We start from the raw sequence: 18363 nt of genomic DNA, 5'->3' as shown, positions 1-18363 counted from the left end.
CATCAGAAAGGGCTTTTAAAATCCTTAAAAGCAGAAAGGAGGAGGTCTTTATCAGACAAGAGCAGGTCCTGTTCAGGAATGCTGGCATTCCAGTTGATGTTCAGGTCAGGATCGTTCCACATCACCCCGATTTCTGAGGCCTTATCATAGTAATTGCTTACTTTGTAAGTAAAAATGGTCTGGTCTTCCAGCGTTAAAAAACCATGCAGAAATCCGGGGGGTACCCAAAGCTGTTTGTGGTTTTCGCTGCTCAGCTCAACACCAAAATGCTGACCATAAGTAGGGGATGCTTTTCTGATGTCGACTGCAATATCCCATACCGCACCCTGCAGTACACGGACCAGCTTTCCCTGCTCAAAGGGTGGACTTTGTGCGTGCATTCCGCGCAGTGCCCCTTTTTGTGAGAAGGACTGGTTGTCCTGCACAAAATTAGCACTGATGCCGGCCTCAGCAAATAGCTTTGCATTATAGCTTTCGTAAAAATAACCACGGTTGTCTTTCCATACCTTAGGCTCAATTACTAAAAGGCCGGCCAATGGTGTTTGTGTAATTTGCATAAAATTGATTAATCGATATATTCCATTAAAGTGCGGAAGGCAACAAACTGATTTTCGAAATGTTTGTTCACATCGGCCTGCAAGGCAGGGGCAAACTTTTCCTGATAATCCAGGTAATCGGCCATCTGGGCTGCAACGTACTGGGCACAATAAGTTACCCCTTCATTTGGGGAGTCCAATACCCTGAGCAAACGGTGTGAAACAAATTTTCCGGTGGCCATTACCTGCGGTATATGTACTTCTTCCATCCATTTCAGCCAGCGTTCGGCCGCGGCATCTTCAACTATTGTAGTTACGTTGTATAAAAACATGCTGCAAAGATAATATTATGTACCCACATAGTCTCCCCTAAGTTTTCTGAAACGTTTGCGTGCTTCAGCAGTATACATGCTGCCGGGGTAATCATTGATCAGTTTCTGGTACAGATTTTTGGCCTGTTCATTGTCCTTCCCGTTTTTCTCATACAGATCGGCCAGGGTAAACAGGGCATCATCTGCCCAGATGCTGCTTTCCTTTAAATCTATGATGGCCTTCAGGGCCGCAACAGCCTTATCTGTTTCATTGCTTTTGATATAGATTTTTGATTTGGCCATTAAAATATCATCGGTGAGGCTGTTGTTTGGAAAGGCGATGTTGATGCTGTCCAGTTTGGCGATTGCTTTCATGGGCAGGTTCCTGAACTGCAGCATTTCGGCATCGGCATACATTTTAAGTGCATTGCTGTCTGCCGGAGTTTGCAGGTTATCAGCTATCAGCAGGCTCAGGTTCAGTGCATCATTGGCAATCAGTTGCGAGGTAGAGGCTTTGAGCACATCGGCCTGCGACTTGGCGTAGGCAAAATTGCCTTGATAAAAGGATAAGCGGGCAGAGCGGTACCGGGCTTCGTTGCCAATTTCCTGGTTATCGAACTGTTTAGCTACCTGTTCATAGATCAGGAAGGCTTCCCAGGGCTGCTGAGTAAGGATATAAATGTCGCCCAGATCTAATTTAGCCTGACCTGCCTCGGTGGCCGGAATGCCAGGCGTTTTGAGTAGTTCTTCCAGTGCATTTTCGGCTTTGGGCAGGTCGTCCAGGTAATAGGCCTGCAGGTTTGCCCATTTCTTCAGGGCAAAGATCGTCTGCCTGCTCTTGCCATATTCGTCGATAATGGCCTGGTATGCTGCGGCCAGCTCGGTAATTGCTTTTTTATCAAAATGCCCGGCGATAACCAACTGATATTTGGCATTGATCATTTCCACTTTTGCAGGCAGGTACCAGGGGCTTTCCTTACCTTTGCCGAGGATGTATTCGTAAGCCTTAATGGCTGTTGGATAGGCTTTATTGTCTATAAAGGTACCGGCTGCATTAAATAAAGTTCCGCCGTCATCTCTTGTGCGTTTATCCTGTGCCATTAACTGTCGCAGTGCCATTTCATATTCCTGCTGCTGCAGGTATTGCCAGATGAGCAGTTTAGTATATACCTCTGTCTGCGGCTCTTTTTGTATCTTTTTGAGCAGGGCCGACTGCAGCAGCTGGTAATCGCTGTTGTCTTCAAATACTGTTGCCAAAACACTTTCGGCCTGTGGCAGCAGCTGTGGCATTTGTGGCAGTGCATTCAGGTATTCCTGCACCAGCATATGCTTGTCCTTTTTATAACGGTAAATGCTCAATAGTTCGTAAGTAAAAGGCTGCTCGTTGTTCAGTATTTTCCGGCCCTGTAAAAAAGCAGAAATGGCCAGGTCGTAGGCCTGGAAACTGTAAAAATGATTGGCAATTTCCCTGATCTTAAATTCGTCGGCAGGAAGGTTGGCAATCACCTGCATATATAACTTATTGGCAGCGTCGGTCTGGCCTTTGTCCTGATAAATACGTGCAAGTGCAATACCGTACTGCAGGTTTTTAGGATTTTGCCTGATCAGTTTCTTAACTGTTTTTTCTGCATCGTCAAAGCGTTTAAGTTTTAACAGTGAATTGAAATAAAGTTCAAAATAGGCATCGCTTCTGGTATTATTGAAGAGCTTTTCCAGTAGGACAACAGCTTGCTGATACTGGCCCTGCTGGTAATACTGATAGGCCAGTGCATCGTCTACATTGTCCTGCGCCAGGCAAAACAAGTGTGCAAAACACAGCAAAACAATTACAGCTACTTTTTTCATTCTGTGAACTAAGATCGGGAATTTGGCTAATAAAATAGTAAATTCATTTTCTAATTCGTTCGCTATGCCAACAATAGATGGATTATTCGATCTTGAATCGCTTGAAAAGAAAGTTTTGGAGTTAAATTCAAAGTCCGATGTTTTACTTACGCGGGTACTGTCGCATTATGTGCAGGGTATAGAGTTGTTGTTCCCTGAAATGCATTGTACCATCATGCAAGTGAAAAACGGCAGGCTGTATAGCTGGGTTGCTTCTTCTTTACCTAAAGATTATGCTGAAGAAATTGAAGGAGGCCAGATTGCAGATAATGTGGGTTCCTGTGGCACAGCGGCTTTTTTAAAGCAAACGGTAATTGTAGCAGATATTGGTAAGGACCCGAGGTGGGAGGGCTACAGGGAAATTGCATTGGCTTCCAATCTGCTGGCCTGCTGGTCCAGGCCAATTGTGAATTCGGTGGGTGAAGTTATGGCTACATTTGCCATTTATTACAACGAGGTTAAAGTGCCAACTGAAGATGAGTTAAATATCATTGAACGGGCCAGTTCCCTGTTGCAGATAATTCTGGAGAGCAGGCAATACGCTGAAGCCTTGAAATCGAGCAATGAGCTGTATGATTATGTGAACAAGGCTACTAATGATGCCATATACGACTGGGATATCATGACCAACAACCTGGAGTGGGGAGGCGCTTTTTTCAGGATATTCGGCTACCTGCCTGATGGCGAAAAGTTTCCCATTCAAAGGTGGATTGAAATGATCCATCAGAGTGATATTGATCCGGTTACCAAAAGTTTGCGTGAGGCTTTAAGGGAGGTCACTACAACCCACTGGACGGCGCAGTACCGGTTTAAGCGGGGTGATGGGAGCTATGCATTTATAGAAGAAAACGGGTACATTTTAAGGAATAATGATGGTGAGGCCATTAGAATGATTGGTGTTTTACGTGATATTACGCAGCGCACACAGCACGAACTGGAAATAAAAGAACACCTGGAACGTTACAATGCGGTGTCTAAGGCAACCAGCGATGCGATATGGGACTACGATTTGCTGAGCCAAAAAGTGATCTGGAACAATGGGGTCAAAGAAATTTTTGGCTATGAGCAGGTAGAAGAGGTTTACCAGTGGTGGTACGATCATGTGCACCCGGATGATGTATTGGAGATTACGGCTCTTGTAGATGCCTGTAAAAGTGAGAAGCGCTCGCGCTGGACTGCCGAATATCGCTTTAAGTGCAGTGACGGCAATTATAAGTTTGTGCTGGACAGGGGATTCTTGTTGTTCGACGACAATGGTGAGGCTGTAAGGATGATCGGGGCCATGCAGGACATTACCGAGCGCATTAATTATATCCATACCATTGAAACCCAGAACCACAGGCTTCGTGATATTGCATGGGCACAAACGCACCTGGTTAGGGCACCCCTGGCACGTATTATGGGCTTGGTGCAATTGCTTAGGGAACCTGGAAGTTATGTTACCGATGAGGATCAGCTGCTCAGTTACCTTCATGATTCAGCAACTGAACTTGATAAAGTGATCAAAGGGATCATCGAGAGAAGTGTTTAAGATGTTTTCCAGGAAATAGCCACCCTAATTGAAACAACACATACCTTCGGTTATTTTGCGTAACATTAAGGCTTTAAAGTAACAATATTGGTGTATTGCCTGCATACAAAGCCGGTGTTGCGTAGATTTGCGGGCTAGTAACTGTTATGATTGGACTAAAAAGATGTTTTTTCCTGGTACTGATGGTTCTTGCTGCTGGCTGTCGGCAGAAGGAAGTGTTGAGGACCATACCTGTTGATGATTTCTTTAAATCGCAGGATAAAATAGGCTACAGGCTATCGCCAGATGGGAAAAATCTTTCTTACCTTAAATTACAGGGGCAGGACCAGAACATTTATATTGAGGATATTGAAACTGGAAGAGGCAAAAATATTACCCGGTTAAAGGATAAAAAAATCGTTTTTTACTTTTGGGTAAGCAACCATGAACTGATCTATTATAAAGAGGTAGATGCAGCGAGCCGGCAATCGGATGTGTTTATTATTGACAAGGAAGGGAAAAATGAACGCCAGCTGGTAAACAATGAAAAGAGCAGGTTAAAGGTGATTGAAGATCAGCTGATCGACGATAAATACCTGTTGGTATCTTCTAATAAAAGGGATTCGACTGTTTTTGATGTTTACCGTTTAAACGTGCGGAACGGACAGATGGAAATGGCCGCTAAAAACCCGGGAAATATCATCGACTGGAGAACAGATGCCGAAGGGAAGCTTCGGCTTGCCATAAGCAGTGATGGGGTAAATTCTACGATCCTGTACCGGGCAAATGAAAACCAGCAATTTAAAAAAGTACTGACCAGCAATTTCAAGGACACGTTCTACCCTGTTGCTTTTAGTCATGAAAGACCCAACGTAATTTATGCCATATCGGATGTAAACCGCGACAAGACTGCCCTGGTTGAAGTGGATTGCAATACCGGCAAAGAAATAAAGAATATTTTTTGTAACGATAGCCTGAACATTACTGATGCCCAGTATTCAAAGAAAAACCAGCGGATTTCTTTCGTGGTGTATGAAACCTGGAAAAAAGAAAAGCATTACCTGGATGACTCCGTAAGGCAGGTTTACAGCAATCTCGACAAGCTTTTGCCAAAAACAGAGACCCGGATATTTGACAAGGACAAGGCAGAAACGGTATTCATACTGAGGACATTTACGGACAGGAACCCAGGTTCTTATTACCTGTATTTTGCCACTACGGGTAAATTGCGAAAACTGAGTGATTTTAATGCCTCGATTCATGAAAGCGAACTTTGTGAAATGAAACCAGTGGTTTATACCTCAAGAGATGGCCTGAAAATTCATGGATACCTAACCCTGCCCCTGAATGTAAAAGCGGAGAACCTGCCCGTGGTAGTGTTGCCGCATGATGGGCCGGGACAAAGAAATTTATGGGGCTACAATCCTGAAGTACAATTTCTGGCAAACAGGGGCTATGCGGTATTCCAGATCAATTACAGAGGCTCATCAGGTTATGGGAAAACCTTTGTGGCTGCTGGTTTTAAAGAATGGGGTGGCAAAATTCAGGATGATATCTACGATGGGGTAAAATGGCTGATCAACCGTAAAATTGCTGATCCTAAGCGTATTGGTATATATGGTACCGGCTTTGGTGGTTATATAGCATTAAATGGCCTGTATTTAAATAAAGGTACTTATAGCTGTGCCGCATCAAATTCAGGCGTGATTAACCTGTTCACCTATTTGAAATCGATCCCCCCGTATCAAAAGCCAAATTTGCAGATGTATTATGAAATTATCGGTAATCCTTTAACAGATATTGACAAGATACGTAAGGTATCGCCCCTGTTTCAGGTAGATAAGATCAATGCACCTGTATTGCTGGCCGAGAACATTAAAGATCCGAACAACAATTCCGGCGAGGCCATACAATTTGTGAAAAACCTTAAAAAACGCAATGTCAGTGTTACTTATCTGGAAAATGACGGCGATATAAATATCTATTACGCCAGGAATCCGGAAGGAAGGCGTAAATTTTATGATGCCCTTGAAGAATTTTTAGAAGTTAACCTGAAAAGGAAGTAAATTCACGTTTAATGGCTTCAGAGAAAAAAGACGGTTACCGTAAGAATTTTTCATTGATACTCACCTTCATCGTGCTGATGTCTGTCCTGTTCCTGCTTTCGCTGGGCCTGGCCTATAGGTTCAGTACAAAATACATTGAGAATGAGTTTGTATCGGAGAAGGTAAATGTGCTTGAAGAGAGTATCAAGGCGTATAACGACTTTTTTCAAAAGAAACTACCGGAAGTGTCTTATTATAATGGCTACCTGGATTCTGCAACGGCAGCCAGTTTTGTGGATACCGTTTTGCTGGAATATCCTTTTGTTTCGAAAGTTGTTTTTTATGATTCGGAAGTGAGCAATGCGCCGGTCAGCGATGGCTTAAATATTGGTAGATTCTCTTTCGGCCCTAAAAACATTTACCAGTTTGGCAGCCTGGTGCCCCTGGACTCCGTACAGTTGTTCTCGAGGAACAATACCCGTAATTTTATTGTTGGGGACGATTTCAATACCCTGGGTTTAAAGCTGGTGTCTTATATAGAAGGCCTGGATACTACCCGTGTACCAGGACAGGATGAGCTGTTCAGCAATTTCAGTATTGTCAGGTCCAACAAGATCACCTACCTGAACATCCCCCGGATGGAGGACTTGAAAGTGTATAAGAAAATGATGCGCAGCCGCCTTGCAGCGAATCCTGTTTATCAGCAGGATATGCTGTCGTTCCAGCTGGATCCTTATAAAATAAAGATCAAAAATACCCGCCCGCTTTTATATCAGTACATTAAAATAGAGCCGCTTACTTACGACCCTTTGGATACAACCGAAGTATACCTGAGCACAGAGATCACTTTACCGGGCCCGTTTTCTGATTATAAACTATATTTTATTTCTTCAAAGTCTTTTATTGAAAAGGAAGTGTTTAGTTATTTTCTTCCTATTGCAGTGGCAATCCTGTTGTTTTACAGTATTGTGGTATTGGTAGCCTTTTTAATTTACCGCAACCTGAACATTAACCAGAAGATGTTTAAACTGCAATATGATTTTGTAAACAACCTTACACATGAGTTTAAGACACCGGTTAGCGTGATAAAGATTGCAGGGAACAACATTAAAAGTGCTGCGGCGCTGACAGACAGGGAACTGAAGATGTATGGAAAAATACTGGATGAAGAGGCCGACAAGTTAAATGGACTGATGAATAAGCTGCTTGCCTTTACACAGATAGAAAATAAGGCGATTGCCCTGAATAGGGATGAGATCAAGATGCTGGACTTTTTGGAAAGTACTGTTGAATCACATCGGTTAAAACACCCTGATTTCGACTTCAGTTATGAGGTTTCAGGGTTTACTACTTTTGTGACCGATCCGGTACTGCTGGGCAGTTTGTTTGATAACCTTGCTGAAAATGCCTATAAATATTCGCCCGCAGAACGTAAAAAACTACACATCAGTGCCAGGCTGATTAAAGGGAAAGTGGTGTTTAGGTTTACAGACCAGGGCATTGGTATACCTGCATCAGAAATTAATAATATATTTAAGAAGTTTTTCCGGATACAAAATCAGTACAACCAGAATGGGAGCGTTGGCTTGGGGCTGGCTTTTTGTAAGGAACTGGTTAATTTTATGAAGGGTGAAATTACAGTGAGAAGTAAGGTGAACAAAGGAACAGAATTTAAGATTGTACTACCATATAATGATTAATACTATGTCGAAAGGAGTTAAAATACTGATAGTTGAGGACGATGAGAATTTACGCTTTTTAGTTGTACATCGTTTAAAGGCCGAAGGCTACGAGGTTTCGGAAGTGGGCGATGGTGAGGCTGCGGAACGCATGATCCTGGCTGAAAAACCGGATATTGTATTGCTGGACTGGATGCTGCCCGGTAAACAGGGTGCAGAGGTGTGTGAAGAAGTAAGGAAACAGGGTTTTGATAACCTGATCATTATGATGACTGCCAAGGCACAGGATGTGGACAAGATTGATGCTTATAACTTTGGGGTTTCGGATTATGTAACCAAACCTTTTAACATGGATGTGCTGGTGGCCATGCTGGACAGTAAAGTGAAGTTTATTTTAAATAACGACCGTTCTGAAGTACACCGTTTTGGCAATATGGAACATCATCCTAATATCCATACTTTGTTCAGGGACGGAAAGAAAATAGAGCTGACCATTCTGGAGAACAGGATATTGCTATACTTTTTGCGGAACCCGAATAAGGTGATCAACAGGGATGAACTGATGCTGGTGGTATGGGGCTATAATTCTGATGTAAATACGCGTACGCTGGATATGCACATTGTGCGCTTGCGCAAAAAGATAGAACTGAACCCCGACAACCCGCAGCTGTTGCAAACTGTAAGAGGCGTGGGCTACCGTTTTAACCCTTCCTAAAACCGAAGGTTGATGAGTACCAGGATTAAATATTGCAGCAGCATGGTGCCATCCAGAAAGAAAAAATAATAATATTCATTCTTTTTAATGTTGGATTTGAAAATTAACCAGCCTGTAAGCAGAATGGTTAAGGTTAAGGCAATGATGTCTGCATTTATGGCCTGATTGAAAAGGATCAGCAATGCCAGGTAACCCAGCAGTAAAAACTGGCAGAAGAGATAGGCTTTCTTCTCTCCCAACATTACAGGAATAGTTTTTAATGCATATAGCTTGTCCTGAAAAAGGTCCCTGATGTCAAATGGGATGGTAATGGCAGCAATGAACAGGAAACGTTTGGCTACCAGCAGCAGTGTTTCTGCAGAGGAGATGCTGATCTGGTAATTGTGTTCCAGTTCTACAATAGGCAGCAGCACACAGCTGATAGACCATACCAGTGCAATAAGGAAAAGTTTTATACCAGGGATGTTGCGCAGGCCTATCTTCTGGTTGTTGAGGGTAAGAAATGGGATGTTATAGCCCAATGCCAGTACAGCCGTAAAGATCATCAGCAGCTTGGCTTCAATGCTCAGGTAAAGCAGGCCCAGCGGGATCAGGCAAAGCATGGCGATCAGTGTGATGGAAATGATGAGCCGGTGATGGGAAAAAATCCACCTGACCCTTACATATTGCGAGTTTTCCGGGTTCTTAGGTTTGGACAGCAACATGCTGAAATTGTAAATGCCTATGGTACCAAAAAAGATAATGGCAAGAATGTACTTGTCGGGCTCGGCCTTTAATAAATGATAGGTGATCAGGCCCTGGGCTACTGCACAGATGGCAATAAACAGGTTGCTGAACAGCAAAAAATCAAGAATAGACAAGAGCACTTTTTTGATCATCTGGAGAAAGCAATTGGTTAGGCGCGCTTCAGTTCAAATATCGTTATTTCCGGCAAAATTCCAACGCGGCCAGGGTAGCCTAAAAAGCCATAACCTACGTTGACATACAACTGCTGGTTTTGTTCCTGGTATAGACCTGCCCATTCTTTATAGATGTATTGTACAGGACTCCATTGAAAATGTTCAGTTCTTACCCCAAACTGCATCCCATGGGTATGACCGCTAAACATGGCGTCTATTTGCGGATAGCTGCTAAGCACCTGGCCACGCCAGTGCGAAGGGTCGTGTGACAGCAACAATTTAACAGGCAGGTCATCCGTATTTTTAACGGCCAGTTCCATCTTTCCATATTTAGGGAAACGGCCCATGCCCCAGTTTTCGATACCCAGGATGCCGATTTCTTCGCCATCTATCTTTAGCCTCCTGTTTTCGTTCATCAGCAGGTCCCAACCCATCAGTTCATGTGTTTTGATTACAGCCTGCAGGTTTTTTGCTTTTGCAGGCGAAGGTGTTCTGCCAAAATGGTAGTCGCCATAGTCATGATTCCCCAATGTGGAATATACGCCTAAAGGTGCTTTGACCTTCGAGAATATATCCTGGTAGTTGCGCATCTCGCTGGCCATGTCATTAACCAGGTCGCCGGTGAAGAATATAAAGTCTGGTTTTTCGGCCAGTAGCATTTCTACACCACCCAGTACCGCTTTTTTATTGTAAAAACTGCCCGAGTGGATATCGGATATCTGTGCCATTTTAATGCCGTCAAAAGCTTTTGGCAGGTTAGGGAGGATCAGCTTACGGCGTTTTATCTTATAATCATAGGCGCCTGATACCACACCCCAGCTTAAAGAGGCCAGGGGAATGGCCGCGGTTACCATTCCTGCTTTCATCAGAAAAGCTGAGCGGCTGATGGGTTCTCCGGTTGCAGCCTGTTTAGCCGCAGTTGCAGGCAGGGAGGTCTTTTTATTGGAGCGGGTGAACCGGATCAGGCCTCTGCGCAGGTCATCAATTAACAGGAAGGGCAGCATTACAAATTTGCACACCACAGTTAAAAAGAAAGCAACCAGGATAATGGCCCTGATGGCCAGATACAGGTTCAGGTAAATGCTTGCAAAAACGCCTATCAGCAATGCAATGGTATAGGCCCACCATAAAATACTGAATATTTTTTTTGTACCGGGCTTCCATTTTTTGAATACAGATAAAATGGCCCTATAGCAATAGTAATCAAATACCAGTAGAAAAACACATAAAAAAAGGATCACAGAGATTCTGCCCATAAAGCTGTTGTTGCGGTTTATTAATAGTTGTCATCTTCGTCCTCTTCTTCCAGGTCGACGTTGAACAGGCTGTCGAACATATCGGAGAAGCCAAAGCCGCCTTCCAGATATTTTTTGTTAAGCTGAGAGTATTCGGCAAGACCATGCAGTGCAAATTCCATGAGCAGCAGCATTTGATTGTCGCTTACTTTAGGGTGAAGCTTTTTGACCAGATCGTACAGGCCTGCCACCTTCATCAATTCTTTTTTATACTGTGCGTTGCTCAGGTCGTCGGAAATATCCAGGGTATGCCCTTCTGTAAACCATTCTGTAATGGTGGCATAAGGATTGGCGGTTCTGCTTTTCTTTGCCTTTTCAGGATCGGGGAAGTAGCGGGCAAAGAGGTTTTTGATGGCTTTACCGATCAGGGTATTGGCTACCTTTGCGGGGCCTTCCAGCTCCCCTTCGTAAACCAGCTCAATTTTTCCGGTTACTGCCGGGATAATACCAGTCAGATCGGATAGTCTCACCATAGTGTTTTTTTCTCTGTTAATGAGCATTCTGCGTTCCGCAGTGCTGATCAGGTTTTCGTAGGCAGAGATGGTGAGCCTGGCAGATACACCTGATTTCTGGTCAATAAATTCACTTTTCCGGGCTTCAAAAGCCACCTGTTCTACCAGGTCCTTTACCAGTCCGTCTGCTTCAATGTTTTTATTTTGTTCCGGACTGATCCTGGCTTCCTGGAAAGTGATTTTCCTGGAAATTGCTATTGTTTTAGGATAGTGGGTCAGGATCTGGCTTTCAATACGGTCTTTCAGCGGAGTAACGATGGAACCACGATTGGTATAGTCTTCAGGATTGGCTGTAAACACAAACTGCACATCAAGTGGCAGCCGCAATTTGAAGCCCCTGATCTGGATGTCCTTTTCCTGGAGCATGTTAAACAGGGCTACCTGTATGCGTGCCTGCAGGTCGGGTAATTCGTTAATGACAAAAATGCTGCGGTGTGCCCTTGGTATCAGTCCGAAGTGGATGACGCGCTCATCGTTATACGTTAATTTTAAGGTAGCCGCTTTAATAGGGTCTACATCGCCGATTAAGTCGGCCACCGTTACATCAGGTGTAGCCAGCTTTTCGGTATAACGTTCAGACCTGTGCTGCCAGCTGATGGGCGTATTGTCGCCATGGACCAGGATTTCATGTTTGGCATACCAGGAAATGGGGTTGAGCGGGTCGTCGAAGATCTCGCTGCCGCTTACATAAGGGATGTACTCATCGAGCAGATTAACCATTAAACGGGCGATGCGTGTTTTGGCTTGTCCGCGTAAGCCCAGTAAAAGGATATTATGACGGGACAAAATTGCGGTTTGCAGTTCTGGTATTACCGTTTCATCGTAACCCAGGATACCATCAAAGCCTGCATCTTTATCCTGCAGCTGTCTGATCAGGTTTTTACGCAACTCATCTTTTACAGAAATTGAGGTATAGTTTGAGGCCTTTAGTTCGCCCAGTGTTTTTATGTTGATGTGATCCATTATCTAACTGTCTTTCTTCGGTTTTTAATGTAGTCTTCAAAAATGTATTCTCCCAGTCCGTTCAGTGAGCTATAAAACGCCCTGCCCCCGTTGATCTGTGTAAATTCACGTACAAATTGCTGCAGATAGGGGTCCTGGGCAATCATAAAGGTAGTGATGGGTATGCCCAGGCGTTTACATTGCGCGGCCATGTTTAAGGTCTTATTGATGACCTTTCTGTCCAGCCCCATACTGTTCTTATAATAACGGCCGTTTTCCTTTAAGCAGGTAGGCTTACCGTCTGTGATCATAAAGATCTGTTTGTTATGGGTCTTGCGCCTGCGCAATAGATCGGTAGCCAGTTCCAGACCTGCAAAAGTATTGGTATGGTAAGGTCCTACCTGTAAATAAGGCAAATCTTTTACGGTAATGGGCCAGGCATCGTTCCCAAAAACGACAATGTCTAAAGTGTCTTTGGGGTACCGGGTTTTAATGAGCTCGGCAAGGGCCATGGCTACCTTCTTTGCAGGTGTGATGCGGTCTTCACCGTAAAGGATCATGGAATGGGAAATGTCTATCATCAGCACTGTGGAAGTAAGGGTCTTATAGTCTTTCTCTTCTACTTCCAGATCGCGTTCGGTAAGGGTGAAGTTGCCGATGCCATGATTGATCTGGGCATTGTGGATGGAAGCAGTCATGTCGATCTGGTCCAGACTATCGCCAAAGGTATATTCCCGTCTGTCGGCATTTTTTTCTTCCCCTATGCCCGAAATGTTGCTGTTGTGGTTTCCTTTACCGGCCTTTTTCAGCTTGCCAAAAATCTCTTCCAGAGCCGATTGCCGGATGGTCTGTTCTGTTTTGGCGGTAATGCTCAGGTCGCCATTAGCAGGATTTTCCTGTAAATAACCCTTTTCTTTCAGGTCATCTATAAAATCGCCCATACCATATTCATTATTGGTAAACTTATACTGCTTATCCAGCTCGTTCATCCAGGCAAGGGTTTCCCCTGCATCGCCCGCGGTATAGTTGAGCAATTGGGTAAAGAGTTTGAGCAATTCATCAAATCCGCCTTTGGGCAGATCATCAGGTTTAAAATCAGAAAATTGGAACCCTCTCATGTATTCAGTATAAACGAATTATCGAAGGTAAAAGTTTGTAGTGGCAGTAATGTTAAACGGTTGTAAAAATACCTGCCAGGATTATTTAGGACTGCCTTCGGCCATTGCACTTTCAGCCCTTTTAACAGCCAAACGTTCCCGCCATTTTGCATAAGGTGCTTTAAAGGCCATTTTTAGCACGCTGTCGAGCCCGCCTTTTACAGCCAGGTTAAACACACTTTGCGCTTTTCGGGTGATGGAAGCATCCCAGGCCCTGAGGCTCAAGGAGAAAGAGCCATCCAGGTATTTCATCCAGTGCCACATTCCGGTAGGCATAAACAGGGTATCACCATGTTCAAGAAAGACCTCATAGCCCTCTACACCCTTTAAAGCAGGGAACTTTTCGAAGTCGGGATTCGCCACATCGTAATCTTCCAAAGCATAAGTGGCATTGGGTATGCAGTAAAGGCGTTTTTTCCATTTGTTGTCAAACAATATGATGTGTTTTCTGCCACCAAAATGGGTGTGAAAAAGATGGGGCAAATCGATGTCGTAATGTAAAAAGGTAACGGAGTTGGAGCCACCAAAAAACATGGCTGGCATGCTTTCAATAAAGCCACCCATCAGGTCTTTAGGAATCACGATGTCATTTATAAGGTCGGGATAGTGTTTAAAAAGGTTAAAAAAGAAAATGCGCAGTTCTGTAGGCTCTTTTTTGATAAGGTCAAGATAATCGCCGAACTTCATTTCTGCTACCGAGGCGTTGATGGGTTTGGAGGGGTCGGCCTTTGAATTGTCCATCAGGCTTACAGTAATGTTGCCCCCAATCTGTTTCAGGTAGTCGGTTGTCCATTTTTCTCTGGCTGGCCAGGTTTTGGTTAAGCCTTTGATGATCAATGGACGGCGTGCATCCAGGTAATTCTTTTTAAAATCAGCAGGGCTGATGCTTTCAACGGTATCTACCGGCTTTAAAATAAAGCTCATATTGTTTCGTCATAAGATACCAGGAACGGCTCAATGCCTGTTGCCGATCTTATTTGCTAACAAATGTAAAATAAATTTACAAGATTAGTAAGGTTGCTGTCTGGCCAGGGCCCTGTTGGCCCTTTTAATGGCAAGGTCTTCTTTCCAGTTCATGTATTTTTCCCTGAAATTGGCCTTCATGAAATCATCAAACTTGCGCTGCAGGGTAAGGTTATATAAGCTTTTGGCCTTTACTGCCCAGGATTTATCCCAGGCACGCAGACTGATGGAAAAAGAGCCATCCAGGTATTTCATCCAGTGCCAGTATCCGGTAGGCATAAACAGCGTGTCGCCATGTTCAAGGAATGCCTCTACACCCTGCACTCCTTTTAGGGCAGGGAATTTCTCGAAATCCGGACGTTCCACATCATAATCTTCGAGGGCATAGGTTGCATAAGGGATTTGGTACAAACGCGCTTTCCATTTGTTTTCAAAAAGGATAACGTGTTTGCGGCCATTAAAATGGGTATGAAAAATATGGGCAAGGTCTATGTCGTAATGCAAAAAGGTTACAGAGCCTTTGCCACCAAAAAACATATTGGGATAGCTGTCCAAAAATCCGCCCATTAAATCTTTAGGGGCGCGATAATCTTCAAGCAGTTTAGGAGCCTGTTTAATGGGGTCGAACAGGAATATGCGGAGATCCGTTGGTGTGGTTTTAATGAGTTCTATATAATCTTCAAACTTCATTTCTGCAGCAGAAGCGTTAATGGGTTTAGAAGGGTCGGCTTTGGAGCTGTCGTACAGGGGCACTGTTTTATCGCCAACCACAGTTTTCATATAGTCCAGATTCCATTTTTCATAAGCTGGCCAGCTTTTAGACATGTTTTTAATGATCAAGGGCTTGCGGGCGTTCAGATAGTGCTTTTCAAAATCTGTTTTGCTGATGTCATTAACGATATCAATAGGAGTCAGGTTAAACTTCATATAAATAAATTGTTAAGATGAAGCAAAATTATACAATCCGTTATCCGGAAGGTAAAGTTGGATGAAAAATTAAAATACCCTGACAAATGGTGTAAAAAAGTCAGGGCTTAGCGAAATAAAAAGCCGGGACTGTTAAAGTCCCGGCTTACACATATCCCCCTCAGCTTTTCAATTTTTATTTTGGCATCAATACGGTATCAATCACATGGATCACTCCATTTTTTTGCATTACGTTGGCAATGGTAACCGTTGCAGTTCCGCCTTTTTCATCCTTAAGTACTAATTTTTTTCCTTCCATCCATGCCCAGAGTTTACCGCCTTCAACAGTAGTCAGTTCTGTTTTGCCTTTTCCTTTTTTGATGGCTTTGTCAATGTCAGCCGCAGTCCATTTACCGGCAACAACATGATAAGTTAATACTTTGGTTAAGGCGGATTTGTTTTCAGGTTTCAGTAGGGTCGCTACCGTTCCGGCAGGCAGTTTGTTGAATGCAGCATTTGTTGGGGCAAAAACAGTAAATGGTCCTGCTCCTTTTAAAGTTTCGACCAATCCGGCTGCTTTAACGGCAGCAACAAGTGTAGTATGGTCTTTAGAGTTTACTGCATTGTCTACAATGTCTTTTGTGGTGTACATTGCAGCACCACCTACCATCGGATTTTTTTGAGCGTAAACCTGTGTTGTGAATGCCAGAGCTACTATGGCAATTGCTGATAAAATAATTCGTTTCATAATTTTTTGTTTTATACAGGCAGATACGAAGAAAAAAATGGTACGGATTTTTTCTTTATCAGATTTCTAAAAAAAGAGGAAACGACTATTCTATAATTTGGTAATGATAGAGGGCATAACTGTTGTTTGCAGGCAGACTAAATGTTACCCGGCCTTCTTTATCCACATTGGCTGTGGTATTTTTGCCCTGCCCCAATTCGGTTTGCAGCCTTATTTTTTTACCGGCGGGTAACCAGGTTTGAACGGCGCATGTAGCTTGGGCATTGCGTTCCCTGATGACCAGCAGGTAACCCTGATTGCCTAAGATGGATTGAAAGCCGGTCCAGGAGGTGCCGCTGGGTTCTTCGCCGATAGGAAATATTTGTCCGGAATGCAATTTTGACTGAATGTCCCGGTATTTTTTCAGGGTTGGTGTGATGCTGTATGCCTTTTCGGGCAAACCACTTGCTTCCATCCAGGCCAAAGGTTGGGCCATCATGGTTAAAGCAAATTCGTAACCGAAACTTACGGTTGAGGGAGCCAGCAGATCATCTTTTGCATACTTGTCTGTATTTCTGAAGTTGTTCAAAAATTCTATCTGTAAATTTTGCGGAGGGACGTATCTGGACAACATCCATAGATTTCTCAGTGTCCAGGAAGGATAATAGCTACCAAAATCGGTATATCTGTTTTCAAGAAATATATTTCCATATTCATTAAAATAATGATAGCCATACCTTTTGCCAGCAGTTACATCCAGGTTAAAAACGGCTTCATTGTTTGTGACTTTCATCACGCTGTCCAGCATTTTCCGGATATTGATGTCGCTCTGTTTATCCATTACCTGGACACCGTCAATTTTAAAAGTACGGATGCCATATTTGTTATATAAGCTGATCAGTGCCCCTGCATCATCCTGCCAGTGCACATAACTGCTGTCCTGACTGGGATTGAACCATACACAGATCTCTATTCCAAGTTTTTTACCCAAATTGACCAGGGGACTTAAGCCATCGGGGAATTTTTTGATATCTGGCAGCCAGTAGTCCCGTCTTTTCCAGATGCCTTCGAAACTTCCTTTAGACAAAGCAGAGGCGGCTGAACGCCCGGTTTGCCAGCCATCATCGAGTTGAAAATGGGTAATGCCCAGTTTATGTGCTGCCCTGATCTCGTTCAGGCTAAAATCGAGGCCAATCTTTTTATCCTGACTGCGGTCGCCCCAGGTATTTAACAAGATCATGTCGTCACGCCCCGGCAGGTGTGTGCGCAGGTTTTTCTGATAGCTGCGTAAAGCTGAGAGCCTGTCCAGTGTGCTTCCGGCAGTAACGCCGGTTACAAAGCCATAACAGCGTACCCACTCATTTTTAGGGATGTCAGAAGGCAATACACCTATGCCGGCGGCCTGGATATTTCCCCAGCGTGCCAGAAAATCAAATCCGGGATAGGCCAGTTGGGCTTCAGCGGTAGGGCTTTCTTTTAGAATAAAAATGCCTTTATCGCTCAGTACATCATTTATAAATAAAAGGTTGCCCTTCATCCTGCTTTCGCCATTGTACAACAATTGCCGATATTCCTGAACCAGGTTGTTGCGTCGGTCGGTCACATCAAAAAATTCGACTGAATTTAAACGCCAGTGTTTACCCGGTAGCGACAGATTTTCTATGACCGGTGCATTGGCTTTGCCTTGAGCTATGGCTTCAATTTTTTCAATATTGATGAGGTCGCCTACATTTATATTTGTGGAGGCCCATTTTTCGTTTACCGAGCCTTTTAAATAGAAATCGCAGGCAATGGCAGGGCTTTCCGGATATATTCTGAAAACCCTTCTTACAAAAAGCGACCCAAATTTGACCTCTACCTGTGCCCTTAAATAGGCGGGCGCAATAGAGGTTGCAGCCACTGCTTCTACGTGCAGACTGCCACTTTCAGCTTTTCCGCTGCCTGGCAAAATGCAATCGGGCTTGTTTCCGTTTAACAACCAGCTGTGTTTATTTTTTTTATCGGTTAGCTGTGTGCTGATCAGGTCGCCATTATTCCAGTTGTAACTTCTGCTCAGATAGTCATTTTCCAGGGTAAGTACATTATTGATCAGTATAGCCTTACAAGTGTTCAGTTCTTTTGGGGTACGTACCCGAGAATAGCTATAATTAAAAATGCCGGTAAAAAGAATAAGAAGGGAGATATGGAATAAATTGCCTGGTTTAATCATGGATTAGATTTTGCTTTGTGTGTATCCACCGAAATTAGGATTATAATACATCAATTACAAATATTGATTAATC

General features: G+C 43.7%; 15 protein-coding genes. 4 read left to right on the top strand and 11 right to left on the bottom strand.

What is annotated here, in order from left to right; genetic code table 11:
- Positions 1 to 2 precede the first annotated feature (2 nt).
- Genes rfbC through HDC92_RS17700 form a run of 3 tightly spaced genes read right to left on the bottom strand, consistent with a single transcriptional unit; the run spans position 3 to position 2692 of the window.
- The gene (rfbC, locus tag HDC92_RS17710) at positions 3 to 557 is read right to left on the bottom strand and encodes a dTDP-4-dehydrorhamnose 3,5-epimerase (RefSeq protein WP_012780538.1); all 555 of its coding nucleotides are present in this window, start codon (positions 555 to 557) and stop codon (positions 3 to 5) included.
- A gap of 8 nt (positions 558 to 565) precedes the next feature.
- Positions 566 to 868, bottom strand: a complete 303-nt coding sequence (locus HDC92_RS17705) for a DUF4286 family protein (RefSeq protein WP_183876436.1) — start codon at positions 866 to 868, stop codon at positions 566 to 568.
- Positions 869 to 883: 15 nt separating this feature from the next.
- Entirely contained in the window at positions 884 to 2692 is a 1809-nt protein-coding gene (locus HDC92_RS17700) for a tetratricopeptide repeat protein (RefSeq protein WP_183876434.1), read from the bottom strand.
- Positions 2693 to 2756: 64 nt separating this feature from the next.
- Between HDC92_RS17700 and HDC92_RS17695 the strand changes: the two genes are divergently transcribed.
- The 4 genes from HDC92_RS17695 (at position 2757) to HDC92_RS17680 (ending at position 8680) form a co-directional block, all read left to right on the top strand.
- On the top strand, positions 2757 to 4262 hold the full coding sequence (locus HDC92_RS17695; protein ID WP_183876432.1) for a PAS domain-containing protein: 1506 nt from the start codon (positions 2757 to 2759) through the stop codon (positions 4260 to 4262).
- Positions 4263 to 4408: 146 nt separating this feature from the next.
- A complete protein-coding gene (locus tag HDC92_RS17690; protein ID WP_183876430.1) occupies positions 4409 to 6307 on the top strand; it encodes a prolyl oligopeptidase family serine peptidase in 1899 nt (632 codons plus the stop codon).
- Between the two features lie 11 nt (positions 6308 to 6318).
- Positions 6319 to 7986 (top strand): sensor histidine kinase, encoded by a 1668-nt coding sequence (locus HDC92_RS17685; RefSeq protein ID WP_012780543.1) that lies wholly within the window; start codon positions 6319 to 6321, stop codon positions 7984 to 7986.
- Between the two features lie 4 nt (positions 7987 to 7990).
- Positions 7991 to 8680: a response regulator transcription factor gene (locus tag HDC92_RS17680; protein ID WP_036675418.1), complete on the top strand. Its 690-nt coding sequence runs from the start codon at positions 7991 to 7993 to the stop codon at positions 8678 to 8680.
- Here the strand turns inward: HDC92_RS17680 and HDC92_RS17675 are convergent.
- The 8 genes from HDC92_RS17675 to HDC92_RS17640 all read right to left on the bottom strand — a co-directional run bounded on the left by HDC92_RS17675 (position 8677) and on the right by HDC92_RS17640 (position 18290).
- Complete coding sequence (locus tag HDC92_RS17675; RefSeq protein ID WP_183876428.1) at positions 8677 to 9558, bottom strand: hypothetical protein; 882 nt, start codon at positions 9556 to 9558, stop codon at positions 8677 to 8679. The genes HDC92_RS17680 and HDC92_RS17675 overlap by 4 nt on opposite strands.
- 17 nt (positions 9559 to 9575) lie before the next feature.
- A complete protein-coding gene (locus HDC92_RS17670; protein ID WP_183876426.1) occupies positions 9576 to 10835 on the bottom strand; it encodes a metallophosphoesterase in 1260 nt (419 codons plus the stop codon).
- Positions 10836 to 10855: 20 nt separating this feature from the next.
- Entirely contained in the window at positions 10856 to 12349 is a 1494-nt protein-coding gene (locus HDC92_RS17665) for a sigma 54-interacting transcriptional regulator (RefSeq protein WP_183876424.1), read from the bottom strand.
- Positions 12349 to 13446 (bottom strand): vWA domain-containing protein, encoded by a 1098-nt coding sequence (locus HDC92_RS17660; RefSeq protein ID WP_012780548.1) that lies wholly within the window; start codon positions 13444 to 13446, stop codon positions 12349 to 12351. The genes HDC92_RS17665 and HDC92_RS17660 overlap by 1 nt, the downstream gene beginning before the upstream one ends.
- A gap of 81 nt (positions 13447 to 13527) precedes the next feature.
- Positions 13528 to 14409, bottom strand: a complete 882-nt coding sequence (locus tag HDC92_RS17655; protein WP_183876422.1) for a cupin-like domain-containing protein — start codon at positions 14407 to 14409, stop codon at positions 13528 to 13530.
- Positions 14410 to 14493: 84 nt separating this feature from the next.
- Complete coding sequence (locus HDC92_RS17650; RefSeq protein ID WP_183876420.1) at positions 14494 to 15375, bottom strand: cupin-like domain-containing protein; 882 nt, start codon at positions 15373 to 15375, stop codon at positions 14494 to 14496.
- 175 nt (positions 15376 to 15550) lie between these two features.
- Positions 15551 to 16102, bottom strand: coding sequence for a fasciclin domain-containing protein (locus tag HDC92_RS17645; RefSeq protein ID WP_183876418.1), 552 nt, complete (start codon positions 16100 to 16102; stop codon positions 15551 to 15553).
- Between the two features lie 85 nt (positions 16103 to 16187).
- Positions 16188 to 18290: an alpha-galactosidase gene (locus HDC92_RS17640; protein ID WP_183876416.1), complete on the bottom strand. Its 2103-nt coding sequence runs from the start codon at positions 18288 to 18290 to the stop codon at positions 16188 to 16190.
- Positions 18291 to 18363 lie beyond the last annotated feature (73 nt).

Origin of the sequence: Pedobacter sp. AK017, from assembly GCF_014200825.1 — a bacterium.
GTDB classification, from domain to species: domain Bacteria; phylum Bacteroidota; class Bacteroidia; order Sphingobacteriales; family Sphingobacteriaceae; genus Pedobacter; species Pedobacter heparinus.
Note: the sequence above shows the minus strand (reverse complement) of the source record. Positions and strands in the feature narration are given on the sequence as shown.